This window comes from Enterocloster lavalensis (assembly GCF_046603895.1).
GTDB classification, from domain to species: domain Bacteria; phylum Bacillota; class Clostridia; order Lachnospirales; family Lachnospiraceae; genus Enterocloster; species Enterocloster lavalensis.
The window spans coordinates 3,812,265-3,839,216 of record NZ_CP176637.1; the positions used below are offsets into that span (position 1 = coordinate 3,812,265).

19 protein-coding genes are annotated in these 26,952 nt (G+C 56.1%); 18 read left to right on the forward strand and 1 reads right to left on the reverse strand.

Going from position 1 to position 26,952, the window contains the following annotated elements; genetic code table 11:
- The first annotated feature begins 104 nt into the window (after window positions 1–104).
- The 9 genes from ACK2JC_RS17060 (at window position 105) to rho (ending at window position 12,604) form a co-directional block, all read left to right on the forward strand.
- On the forward strand, window positions 105–1,976 hold the full coding sequence (locus tag ACK2JC_RS17060) for a phosphotransferase (protein WP_320937139.1): 1,872 nt from the start codon (window positions 105–107) through the stop codon (window positions 1,974–1,976).
- 106 nt (window positions 1,977–2,082) lie between these two features.
- A complete protein-coding gene (locus ACK2JC_RS17065) occupies window positions 2,083–3,192 on the forward strand; it encodes a cell wall-binding protein (RefSeq protein ID WP_320937138.1) in 1,110 nt (369 codons plus the stop codon).
- Window positions 3,193–3,337: 145 nt separating this feature from the next.
- Window positions 3,338–5,149 carry a GH25 family lysozyme gene (locus ACK2JC_RS17070; RefSeq protein ID WP_107434190.1) on the forward strand — a complete coding sequence of 604 codons (1,812 nt, stop codon included), beginning with the start codon at window positions 3,338–3,340 and terminating at the stop codon, window positions 5,147–5,149.
- A 304-nt stretch (window positions 5,150–5,453) separates the two neighbouring features.
- Window positions 5,454–6,263, forward strand: a complete 810-nt coding sequence (locus tag ACK2JC_RS17075; protein WP_320937137.1) for a polysaccharide deacetylase family protein — start codon at window positions 5,454–5,456, stop codon at window positions 6,261–6,263.
- Window positions 6,264–6,320: 57 nt separating this feature from the next.
- Window positions 6,321–7,205, forward strand: a complete 885-nt coding sequence (locus tag ACK2JC_RS17080) for a DUF4261 domain-containing protein (RefSeq protein WP_118756285.1) — start codon at window positions 6,321–6,323, stop codon at window positions 7,203–7,205.
- Window positions 7,206–7,221: 16 nt separating this feature from the next.
- Complete coding sequence (locus ACK2JC_RS17085) at window positions 7,222–7,707, forward strand: rod shape-determining protein (protein WP_107434193.1); 486 nt, start codon at window positions 7,222–7,224, stop codon at window positions 7,705–7,707.
- 11 nt (window positions 7,708–7,718) lie between these two features.
- Window positions 7,719–9,044, forward strand: coding sequence for a replication-associated recombination protein A (locus ACK2JC_RS17090; protein WP_227167309.1), 1,326 nt, complete (start codon window positions 7,719–7,721; stop codon window positions 9,042–9,044).
- 65 nt (window positions 9,045–9,109) lie between these two features.
- A complete protein-coding gene (locus ACK2JC_RS17095) occupies window positions 9,110–10,405 on the forward strand; it encodes an ectonucleotide pyrophosphatase/phosphodiesterase (protein ID WP_092363889.1) in 1,296 nt (431 codons plus the stop codon).
- 273 nt (window positions 10,406–10,678) lie between these two features.
- Window positions 10,679–12,604 (forward strand): transcription termination factor Rho, encoded by a 1,926-nt coding sequence (gene rho / locus ACK2JC_RS17100; protein WP_320937135.1) that lies wholly within the window; start codon window positions 10,679–10,681, stop codon window positions 12,602–12,604.
- A 96-nt stretch (window positions 12,605–12,700) separates the two neighbouring features.
- On the opposite strand, the gene ACK2JC_RS17105 is transcribed toward rho, so the two are convergent.
- A complete protein-coding gene (locus tag ACK2JC_RS17105) occupies window positions 12,701–13,660 on the reverse strand; it encodes a LysR family transcriptional regulator (RefSeq protein ID WP_092363894.1) in 960 nt (319 codons plus the stop codon).
- A gap of 188 nt (window positions 13,661–13,848) precedes the next feature.
- On the opposite strand from ACK2JC_RS17105, the gene ACK2JC_RS17110 reads away from it, so the two are divergent.
- From ACK2JC_RS17110 to ACK2JC_RS17150, 9 genes are all read left to right on the forward strand, one after another.
- Entirely contained in the window at window positions 13,849–15,231 is a 1,383-nt protein-coding gene (locus ACK2JC_RS17110) for an MmgE/PrpD family protein (protein ID WP_320937134.1), read from the forward strand.
- Window positions 15,232–15,259: 28 nt separating this feature from the next.
- A complete protein-coding gene (locus tag ACK2JC_RS17115; protein ID WP_320937133.1) occupies window positions 15,260–16,516 on the forward strand; it encodes an aconitase/3-isopropylmalate dehydratase large subunit family protein in 1,257 nt (418 codons plus the stop codon).
- A gap of 21 nt (window positions 16,517–16,537) precedes the next feature.
- Window positions 16,538–17,044 (forward strand): 3-isopropylmalate dehydratase, encoded by a 507-nt coding sequence (locus ACK2JC_RS17120; protein WP_034589793.1) that lies wholly within the window; start codon window positions 16,538–16,540, stop codon window positions 17,042–17,044.
- A gap of 21 nt (window positions 17,045–17,065) precedes the next feature.
- Window positions 17,066–18,415 carry an MmgE/PrpD family protein gene (locus ACK2JC_RS17125; RefSeq protein ID WP_320937132.1) on the forward strand — a complete coding sequence of 450 codons (1,350 nt, stop codon included), beginning with the start codon at window positions 17,066–17,068 and terminating at the stop codon, window positions 18,413–18,415.
- 141 nt (window positions 18,416–18,556) lie between these two features.
- On the forward strand, window positions 18,557–19,609 hold the full coding sequence (locus ACK2JC_RS17130; RefSeq protein WP_092363906.1) for a TAXI family TRAP transporter solute-binding subunit: 1,053 nt from the start codon (window positions 18,557–18,559) through the stop codon (window positions 19,607–19,609).
- A gap of 30 nt (window positions 19,610–19,639) precedes the next feature.
- Entirely contained in the window at window positions 19,640–21,508 is a 1,869-nt protein-coding gene (locus tag ACK2JC_RS17135) for a TRAP transporter fused permease subunit (protein WP_320937131.1), read from the forward strand.
- Between the two features lie 18 nt (window positions 21,509–21,526).
- A complete protein-coding gene (locus ACK2JC_RS17140) occupies window positions 21,527–22,627 on the forward strand; it encodes a TAXI family TRAP transporter solute-binding subunit (protein ID WP_276851960.1) in 1,101 nt (366 codons plus the stop codon).
- 69 nt (window positions 22,628–22,696) lie between these two features.
- Window positions 22,697–24,589, forward strand: coding sequence for a TRAP transporter fused permease subunit (locus tag ACK2JC_RS17145; RefSeq protein WP_320937130.1), 1,893 nt, complete (start codon window positions 22,697–22,699; stop codon window positions 24,587–24,589).
- Between the two features lie 32 nt (window positions 24,590–24,621).
- Window positions 24,622–26,904: a hydratase gene (locus ACK2JC_RS17150; protein WP_320937129.1), complete on the forward strand. Its 2,283-nt coding sequence runs from the start codon at window positions 24,622–24,624 to the stop codon at window positions 26,902–26,904.
- Window positions 26,905–26,952: the final 48 nt, after the last annotated feature.

Genomic DNA, 26,952 nt, shown 5'->3' on the forward strand with positions numbered 1-26,952 from the left:
TCTGCCGGAATTTTCGTTCCCCTTGCATTTTTCGTCGATCGTGTTATAATGTTCATATATTTTTAAAAATGAGATAAATTGAACAAAAGTGAGGGGACAAGCGGATGGATCGATATGGACTTATATGCAGGGCTGTGCTGGAACAGCCGGATATTACGCAGCGGGAGATGGCGCAGAAGCTGGACGTATCCCTGGGAACGGTGAATTCCCTGGTGAAGGAGTGCGTGGGTCGTGGGCTGATCGCGGAGGACGGACCGGACAACGCCTCACGGAAGTGGAAAATTTTGGAAGAAGGTCGGAAGCTGCTGGAGCCGTACAAGGTGGACGGGGCTCTGATCATCGCCGCGGGATTCGGCTCCCGTTTTGTCCCCCTGACGTTTGAGACGCCCAAGGGGCTGTTGGAGGTGTTCGGGGAGCGCATGATCGAGCGCCAGATTCGCCAGCTCCACGAGGCGGGAATCCGGGACATCACCATCACGGTGGGGTATCTGAAGGAGAAATTCGAGTATCTGATCGACAAGTACGACGTGAAGCTGCTGTACAATCCCGAGTATTCCAGCAAAAACACCCTGACCACCATCTACCGCGCCGCCAAGGTGCTGGAGGGCCGCAACATGTACCTTCTGGCCTCGGACAACTGGCTGCGGGAGAATATGTACCACGCCTACGAGTGCGGGGCCTGGTATTCCTCAGAGCTTCAGAAGGGCGAGACCAGGGAATGGTGCCTGTCTTATAATAAGAAGGGGCGGATCACCGGCGTGCGAATCGGCGGAAGGGACGCCTGGGTGATGTACGGGCCGGCTTACTTTTCGAGGGAGTTCACAGCAAAATTCATGCCGGTTTTAAAGGCTTACTATGAGACGCCGGGGACGGAGCAGTTCTACTGGGAACAGGTGCTGGCGGACATGCTGGACGGGGAGGCCAAAAACCGTCTGGCGGCGGAGGACCCGGAGCTTCTTAAGCGGGCCGCGAAGGAGTCCGGGGTGAGCCCGGAGCGCTGGGGTGAGATTGAGATGGATATCAACCGCCAGCCGGAACATCAGGTGTACGAGTTTGAGAACCTGGAGGAGCTGCGGCTCTTTGACCCCAAGTATCAGAACCACTCGGACAACGAGGCGCTAAAGCTGGTGTCCAGGGTATTTGAGGTGCCGGAGTCCGAGATTCGGGACATCCGCTGCCTGAAATCGGGGATGACCAACAAGTCCTTCCTGTTCCAGGTGAAGGGCAAGCACTGCATCTGCCGGATCCCGGGACCTGGAACCCAGCTGCTGGTCAACCGCGTCCAGGAGAAGCAGGTCTACGACGCGGTGACGCCGCTGGGCATCACAGAGCATCTGCTGTATTTGAACCCGGAGACAGGGTACAAGATCGCGGACTTTTACGAGGGCGCGCGCAACGCCTCCTCCGAAGACTGGGGAGACCTGGAACAGTGCATGGAAATGCTGCGAAAGTTGCATACTAGTGGCGTCAGGGTTCAGCACGATTTTGATATCCGCGAGCGCATCGAATTTTATGAAAAGCTGTGTAAAAGCCACGGCGGCATTCTCTTCGAGGACTACGAGGAGGTGCGGGAGTGGATGAACTGGCTGATGGACCGTCTGGACGGCATGGGCCGGGAGAAATGCCTGTCCCACATCGACGCCAACGTGGACAATTACCTGTTTTTGGAAAATGGAGAGGTAAAGCTGCTGGACTGGGAGTACGCGGGGATGTGCGACCCCATGATCGACGTGGCCATGTGCGCGATTTATTCCTACTACGACGAGGAGCAGCTGGATCATCTGCTTCGGATTTATCTGAAACGGGAACCTTCCGGGGAGGAGCAATTCGCCACCTACGCCTACGCGGCCCTTGGCGGTTTTCTGTGGAGTCTGTGGGCGGTTTACAAGAGCGTGCTGGGCGACGAGTTCGGCGAATACACGATCATCATGTACCGCTACGCGAAAAAATATTATAGGAAATTACGGAAATTGTAATAAAAATGTTACCATTTTGCAGTAGGGCTGTGCTATAATCAGAATTATGTGAGACTGGCTCTGTGAGCCGGAGTGGGTTTCGGATGATGTATGAGGAGGATGACAAATGGTACACAGAAAACAGTTTATGGCGCTGGCTGCCGCCGGTCTGATCAGCGTGATGTCATTGGGATCAGCATTCACGGCCTATGCGGACGGATGGACCAAATCAGGTGATAAATGGACCTATGTGGAGAATAACGCCACCCGCAAGGGCTGGGTGCACACCAGCGACGGCTATTACTACATGGATTTATCCACCGGATACATGAGCACCGGATTTGTACAGATTGATGGAAAATGGTATTTCTTCAAACCCAACGGCCTGATGGCCACCGGTTGGGTGAATACGGATGATAAATGGTACTACATGCTGGACGACGGCACCATGGTGACCGGCTGGCTGAAGATTGACCGCGGCAACAACGATGTGGACTATTACTACATGCGCGGCGACGGCTCCATGGGCACCGGCTGGCGGGAGATGGACAACGCCTGGTATTATTTCCAGAGCAACGGCAAGTGCGTGGTGAACGCCTGGGCGAATATCAAGGACGCCTGGTACCTGTTCGGCACGGACGGCAAGATGATGACCGGCTGGACCGACGTGGACGGCGATTACTACTACCTGAATACGGACGGCCGGATGCTGATCGACTGGCTGACCGACAGCCAGGGCAACAAGTATTACATGGACAATACCAACGGAAAGATGTCCAAGGGCTGGAAGCAGATCGGCGACGCCTGGTATTATTTCAGCAGCAACGGCCATATGATGACCAAGTGGATTCAGCTGAACGGCCAGTATTATTATCTTGACCCCGCCACGGGCAAGATGGCGGCCAACACCACGCTGACCATCGACGGGACTCAGTACACCTTCAATTCCAGCGGCGTCTGCCAGAACGCAGGCGGCGTTTCCGCCCAGAGTCCGGGCAGCAACAATAACAACAGCCCGTCCGGCAGTTCGGGTTCCAGCAGCGGCCCCGGCGGTTCCGGCAGTTCTGGTTCCTCGGGCAACAATTCCGTTTCCTACAACGGCCCCGGCGGTTCCGGTTCTTCGAACAATAATTCGCCGTCCGGCAGTTCCAATGGACCAACCTCCGGCGGATCTTCAAACAGCCCGTCCAATAAGAACGACGTCCTGGAGCCGGGAAGAACAGACGGCCCCAGATAGGTCTCAGAACGTTTCAGAGAAAAGTGGATGTCCCCGGAGGATTCAGAGGACATCCATTTATTTGAATACAATGGGCCGCTGGCTTTGCCTGCGGGCGATTGCATAAATACAAGGACTCGTACACTGACTAAAAGAGGAGAACATTATGAAGAATGTGAGACACTTGGTGAAGCGCTGCCAGGGGGCGGCTCTGGCGGGTATGATTGTGGTGATGACCGGCCTGCCCACCGGGACCGCCTGGGCCATTGGGCCGGGCGAGAGCGGGGTGACGTCCGCCGTCACGTCCGGCGGGCCTGGCGGGCCCGGTGTGGCTGGCGGCGGCTCCGGCGGCAATACCAGCGGTAATTCCGGCAGTAATTCCGGTAACGCGGCTCAGAGTGCCAACCCCAACGCCTGGCGGAAGGTCGGCGGGGTCTACCAGATGCATGACGGCACTCCCATCCCCAACGTGCTGCACCGGGGAATCGACGTCTCCCGCTGGCAGGGGGATGTGAACTGGCGGCAGGTGGCGGCGGACGACGTTTCCTTCGTCATGCTGGGGACGCGTTCCAAGGGCGCGGTGGATCCGTATTTCCACAAGAATATCCAGGAGGCCCACGACGCGGGGATTCAGGTCGGCGTGTACATCTACTCTCTGGCGCTCAACCCCGAGATGGCGGTCCAGGAAGCGGATTTTGTCCTGGATCTGATCAAGGACTACCCGGTTTCCTACCCCGTGGCCTTTGACATGGAGGACAGCACCCAGGGCGTGCTCTCCAAGGAGGAGCTGGCGGCCATTGCAAACGCGTTCTGCCAGCGGATCAAGGACGCAGGGTATTATCCGATTATCTATGCCAATGAAAACTGGCTGAAGAACAAGCTGGATATGTCCCTGATGAATTATCCGGTGTGGGTGGCCCGGTACAATGCGATGTATACCTACTCCTCACCGGTGATGTGGCAGGCCACCAGCACCGGCGCGGTGAACGGAATCGGCGGCAATGTGGACATCGATTTCCAGTTTAAGGATTTCTCCGGCGTCATACCGGCCAACCTGTGGCGGACCATCGGCGGGAACACTTACTATTATCAGAACCACGCCATGCAGAAGGACACCTGGATCAACGACGGCAACGGCTGGTACTACATGGATGGGGACGGCTTTGCCAAGAAGGGCTGGTTTACGGAGTCCGGCAAGCGCTATTATCTGGACGACGGCACCGGAAAGATGCAGTACGGCTGGAAGGATCAGGACGGTAAATGGTATTACCTGGGCAGCTCCGGCGCGGCGTCCACCGGCTGGGTGAACGATAACGGGGCCTGGTATTTCATGGATCACGACACCGCCGTGATGCGTACCGGCTGGCTGGATGAGGGCGGCAAACGCTTCTTCCTGGAGGACAGCGGGCGTATGGCCACGGGCTGGACCAACCAGGACAACAAGTGGTACTATCTGGACGGCAGCGGCGCTCTGGCCAAGGGCTGGATCGACGCGGACGGCTCCAGGTATTATTCCAACAGCGACGGCGTGATGCATACCGGCTGGCTGCAGGACGGCGGACACTGGTATTTCATGCGCGGCAACGGCGCAATGGCTACCGGCTGGCGGGATATGGACGGCTCCTGGTATTTCTTTAACCAGGACGGACAGATGGTCACCGGCTGGCAGAGCATCGACGGCATCTGGTACTATTTCGACGGAAACGGCCACATGGCCACCGGAATCACCGATGTGGGCGGCGTGAAATATTATCTGGACGATCAGGGCCGCATGGCGGCGAACACCGAGGTGACGGTGGACGGCGTGAACTACACGGCGGACGGCAGCGGAGCCTTAAGCCTTGTCGAGCAGCCGCCGGCTGAGGGCGGCGAAGCCTCCAACGAATCCCCCGACAGCCAGAGCAGTCCGGACGCAGGCCAGAGCGGGACAAATGACGCTCCGGTCATAACCGGCGTAAGCGGAGGCCCGGGCGTCTGAGGCGCGTGGATGGACAATCGGGATATTGAGATAAGATAGAGGTTTGAGATCAGGCTGCGAAACGTGGAGAAAACGCGTGCAGCCTGATTTTTGTCCTAAGGGGTACCGGGCAGAGCCCGGTGGATTCCTTAGGACGGCCAGCGAATTCCAGCAATCTGAACATAAGAATCCCCCCATACCAAACCACCCCATGTCCCTCTCATACCCCCCCCCCCCGCAATCCCATTCCCCATGCATTTTACCACCCCCCAAATCATATATTGGAAGATAGAATATAGGATTTCGGAAGCGGGGAACCGGGAAGATGGGAAAGAAGCTGAGGCTTATGGCAGTAATAGCCGGTATGGATTTGCTGCTGGCGGCGGCGCTTTTGTGGACGCTGGGGATCTTAAAGCTGCCCGCTTTTGGCGGCGGCAATCCGGTCTTGGAGCGCTTTGTCTCCGCCGCAGGAGCCAATGACGCCCCGGGCCGGCCGGAGGACGGCCAACCAACGGATACAGGCCTGCCGGCGGATGCGGGGCCGGGAGACGGCGTTGTGAGCGAAAAGCGCGGAAACGGGGTCAAGTGCGTGGCGCTGACCTTTGACGACGGGCCCAACAAGGAGTGCACCAAGGACCTGCTGGACGGACTGAAGGCCCGCGGAGTCAAAGCGACCTTTTTCCTGATGGGGGAGAGCATCCCCGGAAACGAGGACCTGGTGCGCCGCATGAAGGACGAGGGCCATCTGATCGGCAACCACAGCTACCGCCACATTCAGCTGACCAAGGCCGGGGAAAATGCGGTCTGCGACGCGGTGGACCAGACCAGCGTGATGATCGAGCAGATTACCGGGGAGCGGCCCCAGTACCTGCGCCCGCCGTACGGGGACTGGAATGATAATCTGGAGTGCAAGGTGGATATGACCACCGTTCTGTGGTCCGTTGACTCGTTGGACTGGAAGCTCCAGAACCGGCAGAAAATCGTGAAGCGCGTCTTGAAAGATGTGAAGGATGGGGATATTATATTGATGCACGATATTTTTCCCACATCCGTGGAGGCGGCGCTGGAAATCATTGACACCCTGACGCCGCAGGGATATACTTTTGTTACGGTTGACGAGGTACTGATCGATTGATCAAAAAGGCGGCTCACTGCGAAACAGAGCCTTGACTGCCGCCGGAGAGGACGATAGATGGAAAAACCTGGAAATTTTCAGCAAAACACACAGGATAAGGCGGAATTTCAAAATACATACTTTATGCATCTGCTGTTTGTGGAGAAACCGCAGCAGCCAGACAACGGGGCCATCGGTCGGGCGCTGAACCAGCGCTTCGGCGATGTGGACCTGGTGTGTCCGGGGCCGGGACTGATCTCCTTTGCGGTGAAGAAGTATCCGGTTACCTACAAGGACGGAGTGGTCCCGGCGCAGTTGGTGATGACGGAGGTCCGAGAATTTAAGCAGGACACCATCGACGATTTTGCCAGGAGCCAGCTCTGGGATGTGCAAAACGGCAGGGAGATTCTGGATTCCTGCCGCTATCAGGTGTCCATTTTTGATATGATGTCCGCGGGGTTGGAGTATAAAGAGCGCTGCGAGCTTTTGATGGACTGGCTGGAGGCGGCGATGGAGCTGTATCCGGACTGTACCGCGGTCTGGATTGCGCCGGCCGGCAAGCTGTTTACCGCGGAAATGGTCCGGGAGCACGGCGTTTCCCGGGAGGACCGGTTCGTGTACTTTGGCGTGAACGCCAGATTTTTCAACATTCAGGGGACGGACGATCAGATCGTGGACACCCTGGGCATGTACGCGGTGGGGCTGCCGGACGTGCAGTACCATTTCCACGGCCTGGATCCCAACCGGGTGGTGAACCACGCCTACAACGTTGCCTCCTATCTGTTTGACCGGAACGCGCCGGTCCGCAGCGGGGAGACCATCGACGGGCTTTTGAACGGGAATATGAGCCAGGAGGTCCAGTGGCGCTGCCAGTACGAGGATGCTCTGATCCAGCCGGTCCGGTGCGTGATGGATATCTGCCCGGGCGAGTACGCGGCCGGAAACCGGGAAGACGGGGAGTAAGGAGAGTATACAGGCGATGGTGGAAAATAAGCTTATAAACGGTTATGAGCCGGCGCTGATCCGGCTGTACGGAGCGCGTGATTCCGTGGAAATTACCGAGCAGATGGCGGTGGCCCTCTGCGGGGACCGCATTCTGGCCCTGGGGCGGGAGGCGCTGCAGCTGGCGCAGGATCCGGTGGCGGAACAGATGGAGAAACTTGTGGAGATCGTCAGCCCGTTAAAGGACGGAGTGGTGGCCGACTATGAGCTGGCCGCGAAAGTGTTCCGCTATTTTGTGAGGAAATGCTGCCGGCGCCATCTGTTTTTCAAGCCGCGGATTGCGGTCTGCGTGCCGCTCACATTGACCAAGGTGGAGCGGAAGGTGTACGAGGACGTGTTCTACCAGGTGGGCGCGAAAAAAGTTCTGGTGGTGGAATCGGCCATGGATCAGGCGATGGCGGGGCTGCCCGCTGAATACGGCGTGGTGGTGGGGATTTTTCCACAGCCGCGGAATGGACGGTGAGCGAAATGGATATGAATTTATTTGACTATATGCGGGAGAGCAAGATGGAATCGGAGTCGCCTCTGGCCTCCCGGCTGCGCCCCAAAACGCTGGACGAGGTGGTGGGACAGCAGCACATTGTGGGCAGGGACAAGCTTTTGTACCGGGCCATCAAGGCGGATAAGCTGGGCTCCATTATCTTTTACGGTCCTCCGGGCACGGGAAAAACCACGCTGGCTAAGGTGATCGCCAACACCACCAGCGCCGATTTCCGGCAGATCAACGCCACGGTGGCCGGCAAAAAGGACATGGAGGAAGTGGTGCATGCGGCCAAGGACAACATGGGCATGTATGGGAAGAAAACCATCCTGTTTGTGGACGAGATTCACCGCTTCAACAAGGGACAGCAGGACTATCTTCTGCCCTTTGTGGAGGACGGAACGCTGATCCTCATCGGCGCAACCACGGAAAATCCATATTTTGAGGTGAACGGGGCGCTGCTGTCCCGGTCGCGTATTTTTGAGCTGAAGCCCTTGGAGAAGGAGGATATCCGGGAGCTGATCCGTCGGGCCGTGTACGACCGGGACCGGGGGATGGGCACCTACGACGCGGTGATCGAGGACGACGCGGCGGAATTTCTGGCGGACACCGCCAACGGGGACGCCAGGGCGGCATTAAACGCTGTGGAGCTGGGTATTCTGACCACGGAGCGGGGGCCGGACGGCAAGATCCATATCGATCTGGCGGTGGCGCAGGAGTGTATCCAGAAGCGGGTGGTGCGCTATGACAAGAATGGGGACAACCACTACGACACGGTGTCGGCCTTTATCAAGAGTATGAGGGGGTCCGATCCGGACGCCGCGGTCTATTACCTGGCGCGGATGCTCTACGCCGGGGAGGATATCAAGTTTATCGCCCGGCGGATCATGATCTGCGCCTCCGAGGACGTGGGAAATGCGGACCCGCAGGCCCTGACCGTGGCGGTGAGCGCGGCCCAGGCGGTGGAGCGGATCGGCATGCCGGAGGCCCAGATCATCCTGTCCCAGGCGGTGACCTACGTGGCCACCGCGCCCAAGAGCAACGCGGCCTGCATGGCGGTAGGCGCGGCCGCGGAGGCGGTGGCTTCCTCGCGCACCATGCCGGTTCCCGTGCATTTGCAGGACAAGCACTATAAGGGGGCTCAGAAGCTGGGGCACGGTCTGGGATACAAGTACGCCCACGATTATCCCAAACACTACGTGAAGCAGCAGTACCTGCCCGACGGAATGGAGGGTTCCGTGTTCTACGAGCCTTCGGACAACGGGTACGAGCGGGAGATCCGCCGCCACATGGCCTGGCTTAAGGAGGAGGACACTTAAACCGCGGTAGGCGGGGAACGGTATTCGCAGCAGGGGCGGGCAGACAGCAGGAGATGTGTTGAACCATGATGAGACGAGAGAGAAACCGGCTGATCGTGCTCTCACTGGACGCAGTGGGGAGCATCGATCTGCCGTATATGAGGACATTGCCCCATTTCCGGGCCTTTATGAAGCGGGCGGCGGGCTGTGAGCGGGTGGTCAGCGTGTATCCCAGCCTGACCTACCCGGCTCACACCAGCATCATGACCGGGCTGTACCCGGCAAACCACCGCATTGTGAACAACCACAAGATTCAGCCGGAGAAGCGCAAGCCGGACTGGTTCTGGCAGCGCCGTTACATCCACGGGACCACGTTGTACGACGAGGCCCGCAGGAGCGGGCTTAAGGTGGCAACCCTCCTTTGGCCGGTGACGGGCAAGGCCCGGATTCGCTACAACCTGCCGGAGGTGTGGGCAAACCAGCCCTGGGAGAACCAGATTTCGGTGAGCATTTCCAATGGAACGCCCTGGTATCAGGTCGATCTGTACCGGCGGTTCGGATACATGGTGGACGGAGTGAAGCAGCCGCAGCTGGACAATTTCGTGCAGGCCGGTATGCTGTATACATTAAGGCGCTACCAGCCGGACGTGCTCTTCGCCCACCTGACGGATGTGGATACCAACCGGCACACCTTCGGGGCCACGGTTCCGGGGATTCAGGACGCCCTTGGACGCCATGACCGGCGGCTGGGGGAGCTGTTCAGCCTGTTGGGCAGCATGGGCTGGGAACAGAAAACCAATGTGGTGATCCTGGGGGACCACTGCCAGAAGGACGTGTCCATGGCGGTTTACCCCAATTACTGGTTCCGGCGCAAGGGCTGGCTGACCACGGAAAAGGGCATGGTGAAGGAGTGGCGGGTGCTGGCCCGGGAGTGCGACGGGGCCTGCTACATTTATCTGAAAAACCGGCGGGACCGGGAGCTGGCGGAGGAGGTGCGACGTTTGCTCTGCCGCTGGAAGGAGGATGAGCGCTCCGGCCTGGAACAGTTTTTCGAGCAGCCCCAGATACGGAACATGGGGGCAAACGGGGACTGCGCCTTTATGCTGGAGGCAAGGGACGGGTATTTTTACCAGAACGAGTGCGACGTGCCGTTCCGTCAGGCGGGCTACGGCAGCGGCCTGCACGCGGCCACCCATGGGTATCTGCCCACCAAGGAGAACTACCAGACGATCTTTTTTGCAGCGGGCCCGGACTTTATCCCGGGGGCCAGAATCGGCAGCATGCGCCTGGTGGACGAGGGCCCGCTGCTGGCCAAAGTCCTGGGCGTCAGCCTTGGAGACACGGACGGAAGGGTGCCCGGCGGCCTGCTCAGGGAGGATTAAAGGGCCTTGCGGCTGCATTTTGCGGAAAATGTGAATAAAAGGGACGGAATAAGACAATTTTAACTTTACATTTCTAAATGGTGAAGTATATAATATAGCTATGTTGGATGGGCCGGCGGCGTTTCCTTGCCGCCGGTAGTCCGTTTTTCCAAATGGATTCTTATATCTGGAATAACCCCCATACCTAAGACATTTTAATAAAATAGTTTCGTACCACGCTGTGTTCCACCAAAGAGGGGACCGGCTTGTTATGCTATGATAAGGAGATATAATATGCGCGAGAAATTAGAGACACTGCCAGTGGCGGAATTGCGCGAGCTGGCGAAGGCCCAGGGCTTAAAAGGCGTGAGCAGCATGCGCAAGGCCGAGCTGATCGAGCTTCTGTGCCAGCAGGCGGAGAAGAATCCCCAGGTGAAGCCGGCGCAGGCGGAGCGTGCCGCCGAGGCGTCCCCCGCGTCCGCCGGAGCAGACCGCGAAAACGCCCGGGCGTCCCGCGGAAATGATCGGGATACGGCCCAGGCGTCCCGCGGAGTAGACCGTGATTCCGTTCAGCCATCCCGCGGAGCAGACCGTGATATGGCTCAGGCGCCCCGGGATACGGCCCAGCAGTCCCGTGGAGCAGACCGCGATACGGCCCAGGCCTCCCGCGGCGCAGACCGCGATTCCGCCCAGCCCTACCGCGACGCCTCTCAGCAGTCCCGCGGCAATGAGCGCGACACCTACCGCGCTCGCGGAAATGACCGTGACAACACCCAGCCTGCGTCCCAGGACCGGGAGGCACAGCCAGCCCCGCGGGCACAGGAGCCCCAGCGCCAGCCCCGGGGGCCGGTGGTATACGACAGCCGCCAGGGCCGCACGGACAGCCGCATGGCGGATCCCAGGCGGAATAACCGCCCCTATGACAAGAACGGCCAGAACAGCGGGAACCGGTATTACAACAACAGCCAGAGCGCGCCCCAGCAGGCAGCGCCCTCCTACGGCGCGCCTTCAGGTGAGGAGCGCCAGCAGCGCACCGATATGAGGAGCGACGCCCTGGGTTTAAACAATCAGGACCTGGCGGAGCTGGACAGCGGCATCGAGGCCAACGGTATCCTGGAGGTAATGCCCGACGGATTTGGCTTTATCCGGTGCGAGAACTTCCTGCCGGGCGAGAACGACGTGTATGTGGCGCCGTCCCAGATCCGCCGTTTCAACCTGAAAACCGGCGACATTATCAGCGGAAACCGCCGGGTGAAGTCGGCCACGGAGAAATTCGCGGCCCTGCTCTACATCCGCACCGTGAACGGGTATCCGCTGAGCGCCACGGAGACCCGCCCGAATTTTGAGGACCTGACCCCCATTTTCCCCAACAAGCGGCTGCATATGGAACGCCCAGGCGAGCGCGTTTCCGTGGCCATGCGGGTGCTGGACCTTCTGTCCCCCATCGGAAAGGGACAGCGCGGCATGATCGTTTCCCCGCCCAAAGCCGGAAAAACTACCCTGCTCAAGCAGGTGGCCAAGGCGGTGACCACCAACCACCCGGACATGCATCTGATGATCCTTCTGATCGACGAGCGGCCTGAGGAAGTGACGGATATCAAGGAGGCCATTGTGGGCCCCAACGTGGAAGTGATCTATTCCACCTTTGACGAGGAAGCCAGCAACCACAAGCGCGTTTCCGAGATGGTGATCGAGCGCGCCAAGCGCCTGGTGGAGCACGGCCGGGACGTGATGATCCTGCTGGACAGCATCACCCGCCTGACCAGAGCCTACAACCTGACCGTGACGCCCAGCGGCCGCACGCTCTCCGGCGGTCTTGACCCGGCGGCCCTGTACATGCCCAAGCGTTTCTTCGGCGCGGCCCGCAACATGCGGGAGGGCGGAAGCCTGACCATCCTGGCCACGGCCCTGGTGGACACCGGAAGCCGTATGGACGACGTGGTCTACGAGGAGTTCAAGGGTACGGGTAACATGGAGCTCATGCTGGACCGGAAGCTGTCCGAGAAGCGGATTTTCCCGGCTATCGACATCCTGCGCTCCGGCACCAGAAGAGACGATCTGCTGCTGAGCAGGGAGGAAGCGGAGTGCGTGGACATCATCCATCGCGCCACCAACTCCTTAAAGCCCGAGGACGCGGTGGAGAAGGTTCTGGACCTGTTCGCCAGAACCCGGAACAACCGGGAATTCGTGGAGATGGCGAAGAAGATCCGGTTTTTCTAAATAAATCGGGCAGCGGCCCAACGCATTAAAAATAAAGGCGTACATTGCCAGGACTGAAAAAGTCCGGCGGTGTACGCCTTTTTGTGAACCGCCGTTTCAGCCGCGTTCCGTAAAGACCGGATCGGCAAAATGTGTGCGGTAATACTCGTCCATAATATCTAAAAAGTTCTGCATAGCGGTGGGCAGGTGGGTTTCATCGTAATAAGCGGTGACCACCTTCCACTGGTAATCCACTTCTGGTTCCAGGTAATAGCAATCCAGATAGTCAAAAGATCCAAAAATTTCCAAATAATGCTCCGGGATAAAGGTGTAGCCGATCCCGTTGGCCACCATGCGTTTGATGGTTTCCTGGTTCCGGCTGGTCATGACGATATTGGGGGTGATCCGCGCTTTTTTGAAAATCGTTTCATTGATGGTGCGGATCCGCTGGCCCGGATGGCCGATGATAAAGGGCGCGTTGTTCAGCTGGGTGATATCCATGTAAGGAAACCGGTCGCCGGGGGTCTTTCGGTAAGCGCCCTCCGCGATCTCGTTGTCCCTGGAGGTCAAAAGCACCATGCGGCTCTTCAGAAACAGGTGATAAGGGAAATCGTTGAACTTGAAGGGAAGCGGCATCACGCTGATATCAACGGCTCCGTCCATCAGAAGCTGCTCCAGCTCAGTTGAGGAGGACTCCACCAGCTGAAGCTCGATCTGGGGAAAGCGCTCTCTGTATACGGGGATGATCTCCGTGGCGATCAGCGTGCCCAGCAGATAGGGAACTCCCACCACCAGGCGGCCGGACTGGGCTGTGGAGAGACCGGAGAAATTCTGATCCAGCTCTCCGATCACCTTCATGATCCGCTGTCCCGCGTCGATAAACACCTCGCCCTCCGGGGTCAGCTTAAGGCGGTTTTTGACGCGGGTGAACAGGGTGACGCCAAGTTCATTTTCCACGCGCTTCAACACCTGGCTCAGCGATGGCTGGGCGATGAATAACTTTTGAGAGGCTTTCGTAATGCTCCCCTCCTCCATGATGGTCAAAATATACTCAATTTCGCGGATATTCAGATTCATTTCCGGCCCTTTCTGCGAATATGGTTTGTTTTTTTGATGTTGCAGTAATAGTTTAGGTTATTGACGGTAAAATGTCAAGTTTTGGGGACATCATAGGAAATTTGAATATAAAACATCTTGTTTACATATTGGATTTGCGACAATGTACTAATTATAATGTAAATATAAACTAAACTAAGGAGAGGGATATGAGAACAATTTCCGAGCGAATTGCGGATTTTACCCTGGAACTGACCTTCGAACAGATTCCGGCCAATGTGATCGGATATGGAAAGCTGCTTCTGATGGACACGTTCGGGGTGGCAATGGCCAATCTGGAAGCGGAACACGCCCAAGCCATACGCCGGGTGGTGACGGAGAACGGAAGCCGGCCGGTGTGCACCCTGTGGGGAAGCGCGGATCAGGTCCAGGTCGCGGAGGCGGTGTTGTACAACGCGGGATTAATCCACGGTTCCGATTACGACGACACCCACGTGGGCGGGATCGTGCATCCCAGCGCGGCGGTAGTGAGTACGGCAATCTGCGTGGGGGAAGCGGTGGGAGCTACCGGCCAGGAAATCTACGAGGCCATTATCGTCGGCTGGGAGGTGATTGTCAGGCTGGCGCTGTCGGCCAAAGGCCGGTTCCACGACGTGGGATATCACGGAACGGGGATTGTATCGTCCTTTGCGGCGGCCTGTGTGGCCGGAAAGTTATACAAGGTATCCCGGGACATCCTGGTCAATGCGCTGGGAATCTGCGGCAGCCAGGCGGCCGGCCTGCAGGAGTTCCTCAGGGACGGCAGCTGGGTGAAGAAACTGCACCCGGGCTGGGCGGCCCACAGCGCGGTGTACGCCCTCCAGCTGGCCATGGCGGGATTTACCGGCGCGAAGGAGGTATTTGAGGGAGAATTCGGACTGTTTAAGACCCACTGCGGTTTTACATGCGGGACGGAGGAATTTGAAAATCTGGGAACCGTGTGGCACACCCCGGAGATCACTTTCAAAATGTACCCGGTCTGCCACATGACCCATTCCTTTATCGACTGCGTGCTGGAGGCCAGGGAAAAATACGAGGTCGAGCCGGAGGAGGTGGAGGAAATCGAGTGCCGGATCGAGGAGCGCTGTTACCACATTGTTTGCGAACCCGAGGCGGCCAAGAAAAATCCCCAGACCGACTACATGATGCGTTTCAGCCTGCCCTATGTGGTGTCGGTGGCGCTGTCCAAAGGCAAAGTCAGTCCCTGGGAGATCGATATGCGCCTTGCCAGAGACAGCCGCATCGGCGGGCTGATGAACCGGGTCAGGTGCGTGGCCGACGACAGCAAGCGCAATCCGGGATACTTCCCCGGCTGGCTGAAAATCCGTCTGCGGGACGGAAGAGAATTCGTCTTTGACCAGCGGTGGGAGAAGGGAACGCCCCAGAATCCAGTGGATTTGGACGCAGTGATGGAGAAATTTTCCAATAATCTGGAACATTTCTACACGGAGGCGCAGATCAAACAGCTGGCGGAGCTTTTACAGAGTTTCGAAAAAATGGACGGCGCGCAGCCGCTGCTTAAGGCGCTGGAAATCGAAAAAGCCGGTATATAGCAAAATCAATCAGGAGGAGACGGTTTTTATGGGACAGACATTGGTAGAGAAATTATTGAGTGAAAAGATGGGGAGGCCGGTCAGCGCGGGGGAGACGGTAGTGGTGGATGTGGACTTCGCGGCTCTCCACGACGGCTCCGGCCCCCTGCTGGTTCGCCTGATGAACGAAAGGGGATATCAGGACGACCCGGTGTTCGACTCGGATCGGATTCTGTTTGCAAATGAGTTCGGCCCGGTTCCCACCAGGGAGGTGGCCAATGAGCACGCGCTGACACGGCGCTATGCGTGCAGCCACAACTGCCATTGGGAGGAGGGCGGAACGGGACATGTTCACGCCCACGTGTACGAGGATTACTTAAAATGCGGTTCGGTCTGTATCGTGGGGGATTCCCACACAACGGTCCACGGAGCCTTCGGGGCCTTTGCCACGGGCTGCGGTTCCACCGACATGGTGGCGGTGACCCGCTACGGAAAGACCTGGATCAAGGTGCCGGAGACCTTCCGGATCAATGTGAACGGGGCTCTGCCCAAAGGCGTGTACGCCAAGGACATTATGCTGAAGCTGGCCGGGATCATCCAGTCGGACCAGGCGATCTACAAGGCGCTGGAATTCAGGGGCGACACCATCCACGCGCTGGATATGGCGGGACGTCTCACCATCACCAGCATGGGCGTGGACGTGGGAGCCAAAGCGGCGATTATGGAGACGGATGAGCACACCAGAGAATTTCTGAAGAAGTTCGGACGGGAGCAGGACTACCGGGAAATCCGGGGGGACGAGGAAGCCAATTATGAGCGGGTGATCGATATTGACGCTGCGGTTCTGGAGCCCATGGTGGCCAAACCCCATTATGTGCACAACGTGGATCTGGCGAAGAACTGTGCGGATCAGAAGGTGGACATGGTGTTTATCGGAAGCTGTACCAACGGCCGCACTGAGGACCTGCACGTGGCTGCGGACATTCTGCGGGGGAAAAAGGTTGCCAAGGGCCTGCGTCTTCTGGTGATCCCCAACTCCGCCGCGGTGTACAAGGAATGTATGCAGGACGGCACGCTGCTTGCGCTGGCGGAGGCCGGGGCGATGATCGAAGCCCCCAACTGCGGTCCCTGCATGGGCGTCCACCAGGGAATCCCGGCGGACAACGAGGTGGTGGTGGCCACCCAGAACCGCAATTTCAAGGGGAGAATGGGAAACCCAACGGCCAGCATCTACCTGTCCAGCCCGGCCACGGCGGCGGCCACGGCGCTGCGCGGCTTTATCACAGATCCGAGAGAGGTCATGTAAGCAGAGGAGGAGAAAACGATTATGATCAGGGACGAGATAAAAGGAAAAGCCTGGAAATTCGGCAGCAATGTGAGCACCGACTCCATTGCGCCGGGGCGGTTGATTTCCCTGCGGGCCAATCCGAAGGAGTACGCCAAGCATGTGTTGGAGGACGCCAGGCCGGAGTTTGCCCGGGAAGTGAAGGAGGACGATTTCATCGTGGCGGACCGGAATTTCGGCTGCGGTTCCAGCCGTGAGATCGCTCCGCTTATCATCAAGGAGGCCGGGGTGGGGGCGGTGCTCTCCAAGAGCTTCGGGCGCATTTTCTACCGCAACGCCATCAACAACGGGATGCTGTTGATCGAATGCGACACCGACCGCATCGCGGACGGGGACGAGCTGGTGGTGGATGTGGCGGGGCGCGTGATCCACAAGAAAAACGACCCGGATTTTGCCATGGAGTTCCGGCTTTCGGACAAGGAGATCAAGATTGTCAGCGAGGGCGGACTGCTCAACTACATCGAGAAATACAATTCCCTGGATATCTGACGGGGCGGAGGGGGAAAGCGTATGACAGAACTCAGGCAGCTGGCCGGCTTTGCGGTAAAATTCCGGTTGGAACAGGCGCCGGAGGAGGTGGTGAAGGCTGCAAAATACTGCGTGCTGGACAGCATCGGCTCAGCCCTGGGGGCGGTCCGGTACGAGGAGATACCGGAATTGTGCCGCGAGCTGAGACAGTGGTGCGCCGCTCCCGCCAGGCGGACAGCCAGCGTGTGGGGCCAGGGATTTTCACTGGACGTGTTTCAGGCCCTTCTGCTAAACGGGATGATGGGGCACGCGCTGGAGCTGGACGACGTGCACACCGGCTCCAAATCCCATGTGGGAGCCGTGGTGGTGGAGACGGCCTGGACATTGGCCGAAGCCCTGGGAGAGTCGGGCGAGCGCTTATTGGAAGCGGTGATCACCGGCTACGAGGTCATGGCCCGGGTGGGAATGGCTATGGACGTGGTCAGCAACCGGAAACGGGGATGGCACGGCACAGGGATTATCGGCACCTTCGGAGCCGCGGCCGCCGCCGGACATCTTTTGGGGCTGAACGAGGATCAGATGGTGTCCGCCCTGGGAATGGCGGGGACTCAGTCCTCGGGCCTGTGGGCCTTCCTGGAGGAGGGCGCAACCTGTAAAAAGCTGCACCCGGCCCGGGCGGCGGTGAACGGCCTGACGGCCGCCGTGCTGGCAAAGGGCGGCATGACCGGGCCGGAGCGGATTCTGGACGCCCGGGACGGGGGGCTGTACCGGGCGGTAGCGGATTCATTTGACATGAAAATCCTGGTGAACGGGCTGGGAACCAGCTATGAAATCCTGAAGATTGACAAAAAGCCCTATCCCTGCTGCCGCACCACCCACCACGCCATCGACGGAGCGTTAATGCTGCGGGACAGGGCGGATCTGGAACAGGTGGAGCGCATTCTGGTGGAGACCTACGAGGTGGGCGTCCTGCAGTGCGGCTCCCAGGGTTATCCGTCCAGCGCCGTGGAGGCCAAATTCAGCATTCCCTATACCGTGGCGGCCGCCCTGGTGCGGGGAAATGTATCCCTTGCGGAGTTTGCGCCGGAGGTCATCGGCGATCCGCTGATCCAGAGCCTGGCAAATCGCGTTCAGGTAACCGCCGATCCGCTGTTTACCGGCCGTTACCCGGACCGCTGGGGCTGCCGCGTTCGCCTGATTGATAAGGACGGAAGCGAGCTTGCGGTCCAGGTGGACGATATGTCCGGGAGCGTGGCAAAGCCGCTGACGGAGGAACAGGAGAAGCGGAAGTTTGAAGGGTTGGCCGGGGAAGGGATCGGGGCGGAGAGGAGTAGGAAACTGGAAGCAGCCATCCTGAAAATAGAAACAGAAGAGTGTATACCGAGAATTTAAGACGCTTGCGTATGGGATTATTTTCCAGATTTTTTGTCTGGAGGAATATTCTATAATAATAGGTACAAATTGAGAGCTAAATTTGTGGCGAAAGGCAGCTGCAGATCAACAAAGCCACCCAAAACGTATAGGAGAAGGTATATGAAAAAGAAAGTTGTATTGATTGCAATGGCGTGTTTCCTTGTGGGGAATCTGTTTGGATGCGGGAGCACGAATACGAATACGGTATCGTCGTCAGCGGAACCAACAACAGCGGCAGAGACTGCAAAAGTATCAGAAACCGAATCAGTCGGGATGGCTTCCCCGGGAGGGAAGGATGAGATCATGATGGGGACGGCTACAACCGGAGGTTTTACATATCTTTGGGGCGCTGCGTGTGCTGAAATATTAAACAAATATGTAGATGGAGTTAATGTAACCGCACAGATTACCACAGGCGGTAGTGAAAATATGGTGCGGATTGTCAATAATGAGATGCCGATGGGAATTGCGGGGAGTAATGTAGTAGCCCAATTCTATGATGGAGATGCGGACGAGGGCATCACGGAAAATAAAAATTTAAGGACGCTTTGGGTATCCAAGGCCACTACATTCAGTGTAATTGTCCCACGGAATTCGTCCTATCAGACGTTAGAGGATCTGAAGGGAAAGAAAGTATCGATTGGAAACCAGGGAGGATCAGCGGCTGAGTCTATTTACGCGTGTCTGGAAGTGTTCGGAATGGCGGATAACTACTTTGACTTGCAGTATTTGACTATGAACGAAAGTAAGGATGCAATGGTGACCGGTACCATTGATGGATTTATCACGAATACTTCAGATCCGCATACGGCAATGACCGAGTTGTTCATGACCGGAAATTTCAGATTTTTAGATATGCCCCAAGATAAAGTGGACCTGATTACATCCAGCATTCCCTATATGAAACCCAGTGTAAGGGCAGCCGGGACCTATGAGAAGCAAGATAAAGACGTAATAGGCTGGGGGAGCCCATACGCTCTGGTAGTCCGCGAAGATTTTCCAGAGGAAACCGCATATCAGATTGCAAAGGCTTTGGACGAGCATTACGACGAGTGGATTGGTATTGCCTCAAACGTGGAAGGATCTACGTTAGATGCGGTTATAACGAACGCCTATGCGCCACTGCATCCAGGTGTGGAGCGTTATGCAAAGGAAAAGGGACTTATCAAATAATGGGGTGGCAACAGATGCAAGGAGGACATTTTGATAGAAAAAATATCAGATCGAGTGGCAGGATTGTTAGCAGCGGCTCTCACTATCTTCCAAATTTATACAGCCCTCTACATGCCTCTGCCAGGAATGGCGCAGAGGGCTGTGCACCTGGGACTGGGACTTGCGATTGTATATCTTTACTATCCCAAGAAACGACCTGAAAAACTGGTGATGAAGAATCTTTCCTATATATTTGGAATTTTCTGTGCACTTCTGGCGTTAACGGCCTGTTTGAATGTGGCGCTGAACTGGGGGGGTATGGCGAAGCCCATGCGTCTGGCAATTCCATGGAAATCCGACAAGATATTTGGAGTATTGCTGGCAATCCTGGTTTTGTTGGGGACGAAAAAGGTTACGGGATGGGCGATGCCACTGATTGCAATGGTATTCCTGTGCTATGCGTATTTTGGGAGCTATATGCCGGGTATGTTTAAGCATGCGGGCGTGAAATTTGGCAATCTGATCAGTATGACGTATATGTGCACAGAAGGTATTTTCAGCAGTATTCTGGGCGTATCTACGGATCAAGTTTTTATATTCTTATTGTTTGGACAGTTGTTGGAAACCCTGGGAGGAAGTGAATTTTTCCTGGAATGGGCGAACTCAGGGTTTGGAAAACTGCGAGGCGGTCCGGCTAAGGTGTCGATTTTTGGAAGCGCTCTGTTTGGATCAATCAGTGGAAGTGCGGTTGCAAATGTAGTTGGCACCGGAACCATTACAATTCCCCTTATGAAAAAAGTGGGTTATGATTCCGCGTATGCCGGAGCGGTCGAATCAGTAGCCTCCACAGGGGGCCTGATCATGCCTCCGGTCATGGGTGCCGCGGCGTTTATTATGGCGGATATTGTAGGGATAACCTACTGGCAGGTGTGTCTTGCAGCATTGATTCCGGCAATTCTCTATTATCTGGCGTTGTTTGTTACGGTCGATCTGCGGGCCAGGGCGTTGAATTTGAGGGGAATACCCAAGGATCAGCTGCCTGATGGCAAAAAGCTGTTAAAGGAATACGGCTATATCTACCTTCCCCCATTACTTGTCCTGATTTTTGTTCTGGGCGTTTTGCAATATCCTGCGTACAGGGCGTGTATTTATTGCTGCATTTTACTGCTGGCTCTGGCTTGTACAAAGAAAAAACTGCGGGGTGTTTTGAAGAAGGAATGGTACCATATTCTGGTTAAAACAGCCAAAAGTTCCATGACGGTTATTATGGCTTGCGCCTGTGCCGGATTAATTTTGATGTCACTCCAGACCTCAGGGCTGATTTTGAAGTTGTCCAATATTCTGATTGCAATGGCGGATGGCAGATTATGGCTGTTAATGATATTGGTTATGATTGGGTCTTTGATTATGGGAATGGGACTACCCGCTTCGGCCTGTTATATTATCCTGGCGATTTTGGCGGCACCGTCATTGGTTGCACTGGGAGTTCCCACAATCGGCGCTCATCTGTTTGTGCTCTATTTTGGAGCCATGTCCGCGATCACTCCGCCAGTTGCAATGGCTGCGTTTGCAGCGGCTCCGATTGCAGAGGAGGGGGCAGGTAAAATTGGCATGACAGCATTTAAGATGGCGCTGCCGGCATTTCTGATTGCATTCTGTTTCGGATTCCAACCGGAACTGCTTATGATCGGCAGTTGGTATAGCATTGTGTTTGTGTTTGTGAACTGCGTGTTAGGGGTAGCGGGCATGTCCATCGGAATTCAGGGATATATCAATCACAAGGTGAATATACCGGAGCGTATTTTATGGGTGGTTGGCGGAATCCTTTTGATCTTACCGCAGATAGCGCTGACAATAGCAGGTTACGTGCTGGTGGTTATCCTTTATATCAGTGCAAGGAAAAGGGTAGTTACAATATAAAACGAAAAGGAGAAGAGTATGAGAAAAAGTAAAGTTTTTACAGGTGTATTGATTGCAGCGACCATGATCATGGTAGCGGGATGTGCAGGAACAAGCGGAACCCCAAAAGAAGAATCGAAAGCTGCTGAGGTTCAAACTTCCGGAAAGGAAGAAACAGAAAAAACAGAGGGGGCCGAAGCTGAAAGCAAGTCTGAGGGCGCTTTTGAGGGAAACGATCTGATTCCAGTCGTGGATGGAGTCGCGGAGATCACCTGTGGGGCAACAACGACAGGTGGATGGACCTACATGTATACGTCCTCCGCTGCTCAGGTTGTCAGTTCCAATAATGATAATATCAACATTACTCCGGCAATTACAACGGGTGGAGGTGAGAATCTGATCAGCGTGGCAACCGGTGAGATGCCGATGGGCGTTGCCTCGGCTGCGTATATTTACAATTATTATAATGGCAATGAGAGCGAAGGAATTGCACCAAATCCCCAGCTGCGTACACTTTATGGATCACCAAACAGTTTTCTCAGCGTAATCGTCAGAGCGGATTCCAGCTACCAGACGATTGAGGATCTGCAGGGTGCAAGGGTGTCGATTTGTAACAAAGGGAATTCCGGACAGCTGCTGATTTCTGAGCTGTTAACAGTGATGGGAAGAGAAGATTACTATGATCTGCAATATCTCACACCGTCAGAGAGTTATGAGGCGCTTAATACCTCTACGATCGACTCACTGTGGATCTGCGCCTGCGACCCTCATTCGTCCGTGACTGAGATTTTTAATATGCCGGGCGGCGCCCGTTTTATTGAATTCAGTGATGAGCAGAAGAAACTGTTCCTGGAATCCTGTAGCTATTTGAGTGATGTTACCAGACCGGCAGGTACATATAAAGGTCAGGATGTGGACTATAACACGGTGGGAAGCCCCTATGCTCTGGTGGTTACGGAGGACTTCCCTGAGGAGCTGGCCTATCAGATTGCAAAGACTTTGGACGAAAAATATGATGAATGGACCGGAGTTTTCGCAGGGGTGAAAGGCGCGACTGCCCAGAATACGATTGATACGGCGATTGCACCGCTTCATCCGGGAACGGAGCGCTATTTCAAAGAAAAAGGATATATTCAGTAGTACGTGCTAGAGAGAAAAACGGCCGCTGCATGATTTGCGGCGGCCATTTTGGTGAGAGGGAGTGGAGGAATGAGCTTACAGAAGATAACAGATAAATTAATAACGCTGATTGCAGTGGGCATGTGCGTATTCCAGCTTTATACGGCTTTTTATATGCCGTTTCCTGGGATGCAGCAAAGGAGCATTCACCTGGCATGCGGCCTGGCTCTGGCATTTCTTGTGTATCCAAAGAAAAGGCCTGAGAATCCAAGCCTTAGAAATGTGTCGTATTTATTTGGTATTGCCTTAGCTGTGCTGACATTTATCACATGCCTGAATGTTACTTTTAACTGGCTGGAGATGAATGAACCTATGCGTTTGATACAGCCCACCCAAAGCGATAAGGTTTTAGGGTTTCTCTTAATACTTCTGGTTTTGCTGGGAACGGTCCGGGTAGTGGGGTGGGCAATGCCTATTATTGGACTGGTATTTCTGGGATATGCCTATTTTGGCTCGAAAATCCCGTTTGCACTGCTGCGGCATGCCGGAGTGAAGTTATCAAAATTAATTTCCATGGGATATATGACCACAGAAGGAATCTTCAGCAGTGTATTGGGCGTGTCGACTACGCAAGTGTTTATTTTTTTGATGTTCGGACAACTCTTAGAGTCTCTGGGGGGAAGCGATTTCTTTCTTGACTGGGCAAACTCGGGATTTGGAAAATTCAGGGGTGGGCCAGCTAAGGTGGCAATTTTCGGCAGCGCCCTGTTTGGCTCTATCAGCGGCAGCGCTGTGGCGAATGTGGTCGGAACCGGAACCATTACCATCCCATTGATGAAACGAGTCGGTTATAAAGGAGATTTTGCTGGAGCGGTGGAATCCGTTGCTTCCACAGGAGGACTAATTATGCCGCCCGTGATGGGGGCTGCCGCGTTTATTATGGCTGACACGCTGGGGGTTTCATACTGGGAGGTATGCAAGGCAGCAGTAATACCAGCGGTGATGTATTACCTGGCTCTGTATACTTCCGTTGATCTCAAAGCGAAGCAGTCCAACCTGAAAGGACTTCCGGCTGCAGAGGTTCCAGACGGTATGGCCCTGCTAAAAAGTCAGGGATGGATGTACATTCCGCCCCTTGTCATTCTGGTGTTTTTCCTGGGCGTATTCCGGTACCCCGCTTATAAGGCGTGTTTGTATTGCTGCATTCTTCTCGTTGTGCTTGCTTCATTTAAACGGGAAAAACGTGGAGTATTGAAGCGGGAGTGGCTGAATATTTTGGTAAAAACTGCAAAAAGTTCGGTGACGGTTGTGATGGCCTGTTCCTGTGCCGGTGTTATTCTGCTTGGACTTCAGTCCTCTGGTCTGATTTTAAAGTTGTCTAATATTTTGATTTCGCTGGCAAACAACAATCTTGGCATCCTGCTGTTTTTAGTGATGTTAGGTTCTCTGATCATGGGGATGGGCCTTCCGGCTTCTGCGTGCTACGCTATTTTGTGTATTTTGGCAGCTCCGGCGATTGTAAAGCTGGGAGTACCGCCGCTGGCTGCACATTTGTTCGTTCTCTATTTTGGATCGATGTCCGCTATTACGCCTCCGGTTGCAATGGCTGCGTTTGCAGCGGCGCCGATTGCGGGGGAGTCGGCGGTTAAGATTGGAATAACAGCATTTAAGATGGCGATGCCGTCATTTCTGATCGCGTTCTGCCTGGCGATTCAACCTGAATTGGTGATGATTGGTTCAGCGGTGAACATTGTGCTTGTTGTAGTTATATGTTTAGCGGGTGTTCTGAGTATGTCTGTAGGCTTGCAGGGGTATCTGTTTCAAAATGAATCCATTATTCGCCGCATTGCCTGGGTAGCTGGGGGAGTTCTGCTGATTTTACCTCAGAAACCGCTGACCATTATGGGGATTGTTATTGCGCTTGCGCTTGTGATTACAGAAAAAAATTTTTGGAAATACGTGAAAGTGAAGCGGAGGACGTAGTAATACGGAAAATTTAGTTCGGAGGAAATAACATGATATCATTATACAGCGAAGGCATTTTTCTTCTTCATGGAAGCGAAATTGTTTCGGAATCCCAGGCGGTACAGGAGATGTGTATGGATCGCGAAAAGGCGCGCCACGAAACCATCACCTACAACATCCTCAAATCCCACAACACAGCCGGCGACATGAACCGTCTCAGGCTCAAATTCGACTCCATGACCTCCCACGATATCACCTTCGTGGGGGTGATCCAGACGGCCAGGGCTTCGGGGATGGAGCGGTTTCCGCTGCCCTACGTGCTCACCAACTGCCACAATTCCCTGTGCGCGGTGGGCGGAACCATCAACGAGGACGACCACCTGTTCGGGCTGTCGGCCTGCAAGAAGTACGGCGGAATATTTGTGCCGCCCCACATTGCGGTCATGCACCAGTACATGCGGGAGATGATGGCCGGGTGCGGCAGTATGATTCTTGGCTCCGACAGCCACACCCGCTACGGGGCGCTGGGAACCCTGGGCGTGGGGGAGGGAGGCGGCGAGTTGGTCAAACAACTGCTGTGCGACACCTACGATATCGCCTACCCTGAGGTGATTGCGGTGTACCTGGAGGGAAAACCCCAGCCCTATGTGGGCCCCCAGGACATCGCGCTGGCAATCATCGGCGCCGTGTTCCAAAACGGATACGTTAAGAACAAGGTGATGGAGTTTGTGGGGCCTGGCGTGGCGGAAATGACCACGGACTACCGCAACGGCATCGATGTGATGACCACGGAGACCACCTGCCTCACCTCGGTCTGGAAAACGGACGGGGACACTAAAAATTACCTGGAGAGCCACGGGCGCGGCGACGCGTACCGGGAGTTAAAGCCGGGAGCCGTGGCCTACTACGACGGCTGTGTGCGCGTGAATTTAAGCGAAATCCGGCCCATGATCGCGCTTCCCTTCCATCCCAGCAATGTATACACGATTGACGAGTTAAATGAAAATCCGTACGATATCCTGCGGCAGGTGGAGGAGAAGGCCGCCCAGGTGGCGGACGGGCGCGCGGAATTTACGCTGTGCGATAAAGTGGTTGACGGGAAAATACAGGTGCAGCAGGGGATTATCGCGGGCTGCGCGGGCGGCAACTACACCAATGTCATGGAGGCGGCCCACGCCCTGCGGGGAAGGAACTGCGGCAGCGGTGATTTTTCGCTGGCGGTGTACCCTTCCTCCCAGCCGGTGCTGGCCGATCTGATCACCAAGGGCGCGGTCACGGAGCTGATCGGCGCGGGAGCCGTGATCCGCACCGCGTTCTGCGGTCCCTGCTTCGGCGCGGGGGACACGCCGGCCCACAACGGGTTCAGCATCCGGCACACCACCCGCAACTTCCCCAACCGGGAAGGCTCCAAGCCGGGGAAGGGCCAGATGGCGGCGGTTGCGCTGATGGATGCGCGCTCCATTGCGGCCACCGCCGCAAACGGCGGCGTGCTCACCTCCGCGCAGGCTTTGGACTGCTGGGGCGATGTGCCGGACCATGAGTTTGACCGGACCGTGTACAAAAACCGCGTGTACTTTGGATGGGGGCGGCCAAATGCAGAGGAGAAGCTGGTCTGCGGCCCCAACATCAAGGATTGGCCGGAGATGGGCGGACTGACAGAGCACATTCTGCTGAAGGTGTGCGCCAGGATCATGGACCCGGTGACCACCACCGACGAGCTGATCCCATCTGGGGAGACCTCCTCTTTCCGCTCCAACCCCCTGGGCCTGGCGGAATTTACCCTCTCGCGCAGGGAACCGGCCTATGTGGGCAGGGCCAAGGAGGTGGACGCCTTTGAGAAAGGCCGCAGAGCGGGTGGAAATCCTGAGGAATTGGCGGAAGAGCTGTCCCAGGTATTCGGCCGGATCCGCCGCCTGCCGGAATTTGCCGCGGTGAACGCTACGGAGACGGAAATCGGAAGCGTGATCTACGCGGTGAGGCCCGGGGACGGCTCCGCGCGGGAGCAGGCCGCCAGCTGCCAGCGGGTGCTGGGCGGTCTGGCCAATATCTGCCGGGAGTACGCTACCAAGCGCTACCGCTCCAATGTGATCAACTGGGGCATGCTGCCCTTCCAGATGGAGGAGGAGCCGGAGTTTGACACGGGCGATTATATCTTTGTTCCTGGAATCCGGGACGCGCTGGCCGGTGATCTGAGCCGGATCCGGGCATACGTTTACAGGCCGGGGAGGGATACGTTCGATGAGATCACCCTTTCCATCGCAGAGCTGACACTGGAGGAACGGCAGATTATCCGGGCGGGAAGTCTGATCAACTACAATCGTAAGAAACATTAAGAGAATGTAAAAAATGCCGGATTTCTTAGCAGTTTTAAGAAATTCGGC

What these genes read in the sequence shown, in the direction of transcription:
- ACK2JC_RS17060 (WP_320937139.1), top strand. Translation starts at nt 105, where the DNA reads ATGGATCGATATGGACTTATATGCAGGGCTGTGCTGGAACAGCCGGAT.
- ACK2JC_RS17110 (WP_320937134.1), top strand. Translation starts at nt 13,849, where the DNA reads ATGAGAACAATTTCCGAGCGAATTGCGGATTTTACCCTGGAACTGACC.
- ACK2JC_RS17105 (WP_092363894.1), bottom strand. Translation starts at nt 13,660, where the DNA reads ATGAATCTGAATATCCGCGAAATTGAGTATATTTTGACCATCATGGAG.
- ACK2JC_RS17085 (WP_107434193.1), top strand. Translation starts at nt 7,222, where the DNA reads ATGGTGGAAAATAAGCTTATAAACGGTTATGAGCCGGCGCTGATCCGG.
- ACK2JC_RS17080 (WP_118756285.1), top strand. Translation starts at nt 6,321, where the DNA reads ATGGAAAAACCTGGAAATTTTCAGCAAAACACACAGGATAAGGCGGAA.
- ACK2JC_RS17125 (WP_320937132.1), top strand. Translation starts at nt 17,066, where the DNA reads ATGACAGAACTCAGGCAGCTGGCCGGCTTTGCGGTAAAATTCCGGTTG.
- ACK2JC_RS17075 (WP_320937137.1), top strand. Translation starts at nt 5,454, where the DNA reads ATGGGAAAGAAGCTGAGGCTTATGGCAGTAATAGCCGGTATGGATTTG.
- ACK2JC_RS17115 (WP_320937133.1), top strand. Translation starts at nt 15,260, where the DNA reads ATGGGACAGACATTGGTAGAGAAATTATTGAGTGAAAAGATGGGGAGG.
- ACK2JC_RS17120 (WP_034589793.1), top strand. Translation starts at nt 16,538, where the DNA reads ATGATCAGGGACGAGATAAAAGGAAAAGCCTGGAAATTCGGCAGCAAT.
- rho (WP_320937135.1), top strand. Translation starts at nt 10,679, where the DNA reads ATGCGCGAGAAATTAGAGACACTGCCAGTGGCGGAATTGCGCGAGCTG.
- ACK2JC_RS17145 (WP_320937130.1), top strand. Translation starts at nt 22,697, where the DNA reads ATGAGCTTACAGAAGATAACAGATAAATTAATAACGCTGATTGCAGTG.
- ACK2JC_RS17095 (WP_092363889.1), top strand. Translation starts at nt 9,110, where the DNA reads ATGATGAGACGAGAGAGAAACCGGCTGATCGTGCTCTCACTGGACGCA.
- ACK2JC_RS17130 (WP_092363906.1), top strand. Translation starts at nt 18,557, where the DNA reads ATGAAAAAGAAAGTTGTATTGATTGCAATGGCGTGTTTCCTTGTGGGG.
- ACK2JC_RS17090 (WP_227167309.1), top strand. Translation starts at nt 7,719, where the DNA reads ATGAATTTATTTGACTATATGCGGGAGAGCAAGATGGAATCGGAGTCG.
- ACK2JC_RS17065 (WP_320937138.1), top strand. Translation starts at nt 2,083, where the DNA reads ATGGTACACAGAAAACAGTTTATGGCGCTGGCTGCCGCCGGTCTGATC.
- ACK2JC_RS17150 (WP_320937129.1), top strand. Translation starts at nt 24,622, where the DNA reads ATGATATCATTATACAGCGAAGGCATTTTTCTTCTTCATGGAAGCGAA.
- ACK2JC_RS17070 (WP_107434190.1), top strand. Translation starts at nt 3,338, where the DNA reads ATGAAGAATGTGAGACACTTGGTGAAGCGCTGCCAGGGGGCGGCTCTG.
- ACK2JC_RS17140 (WP_276851960.1), top strand. Translation starts at nt 21,527, where the DNA reads ATGAGAAAAAGTAAAGTTTTTACAGGTGTATTGATTGCAGCGACCATG.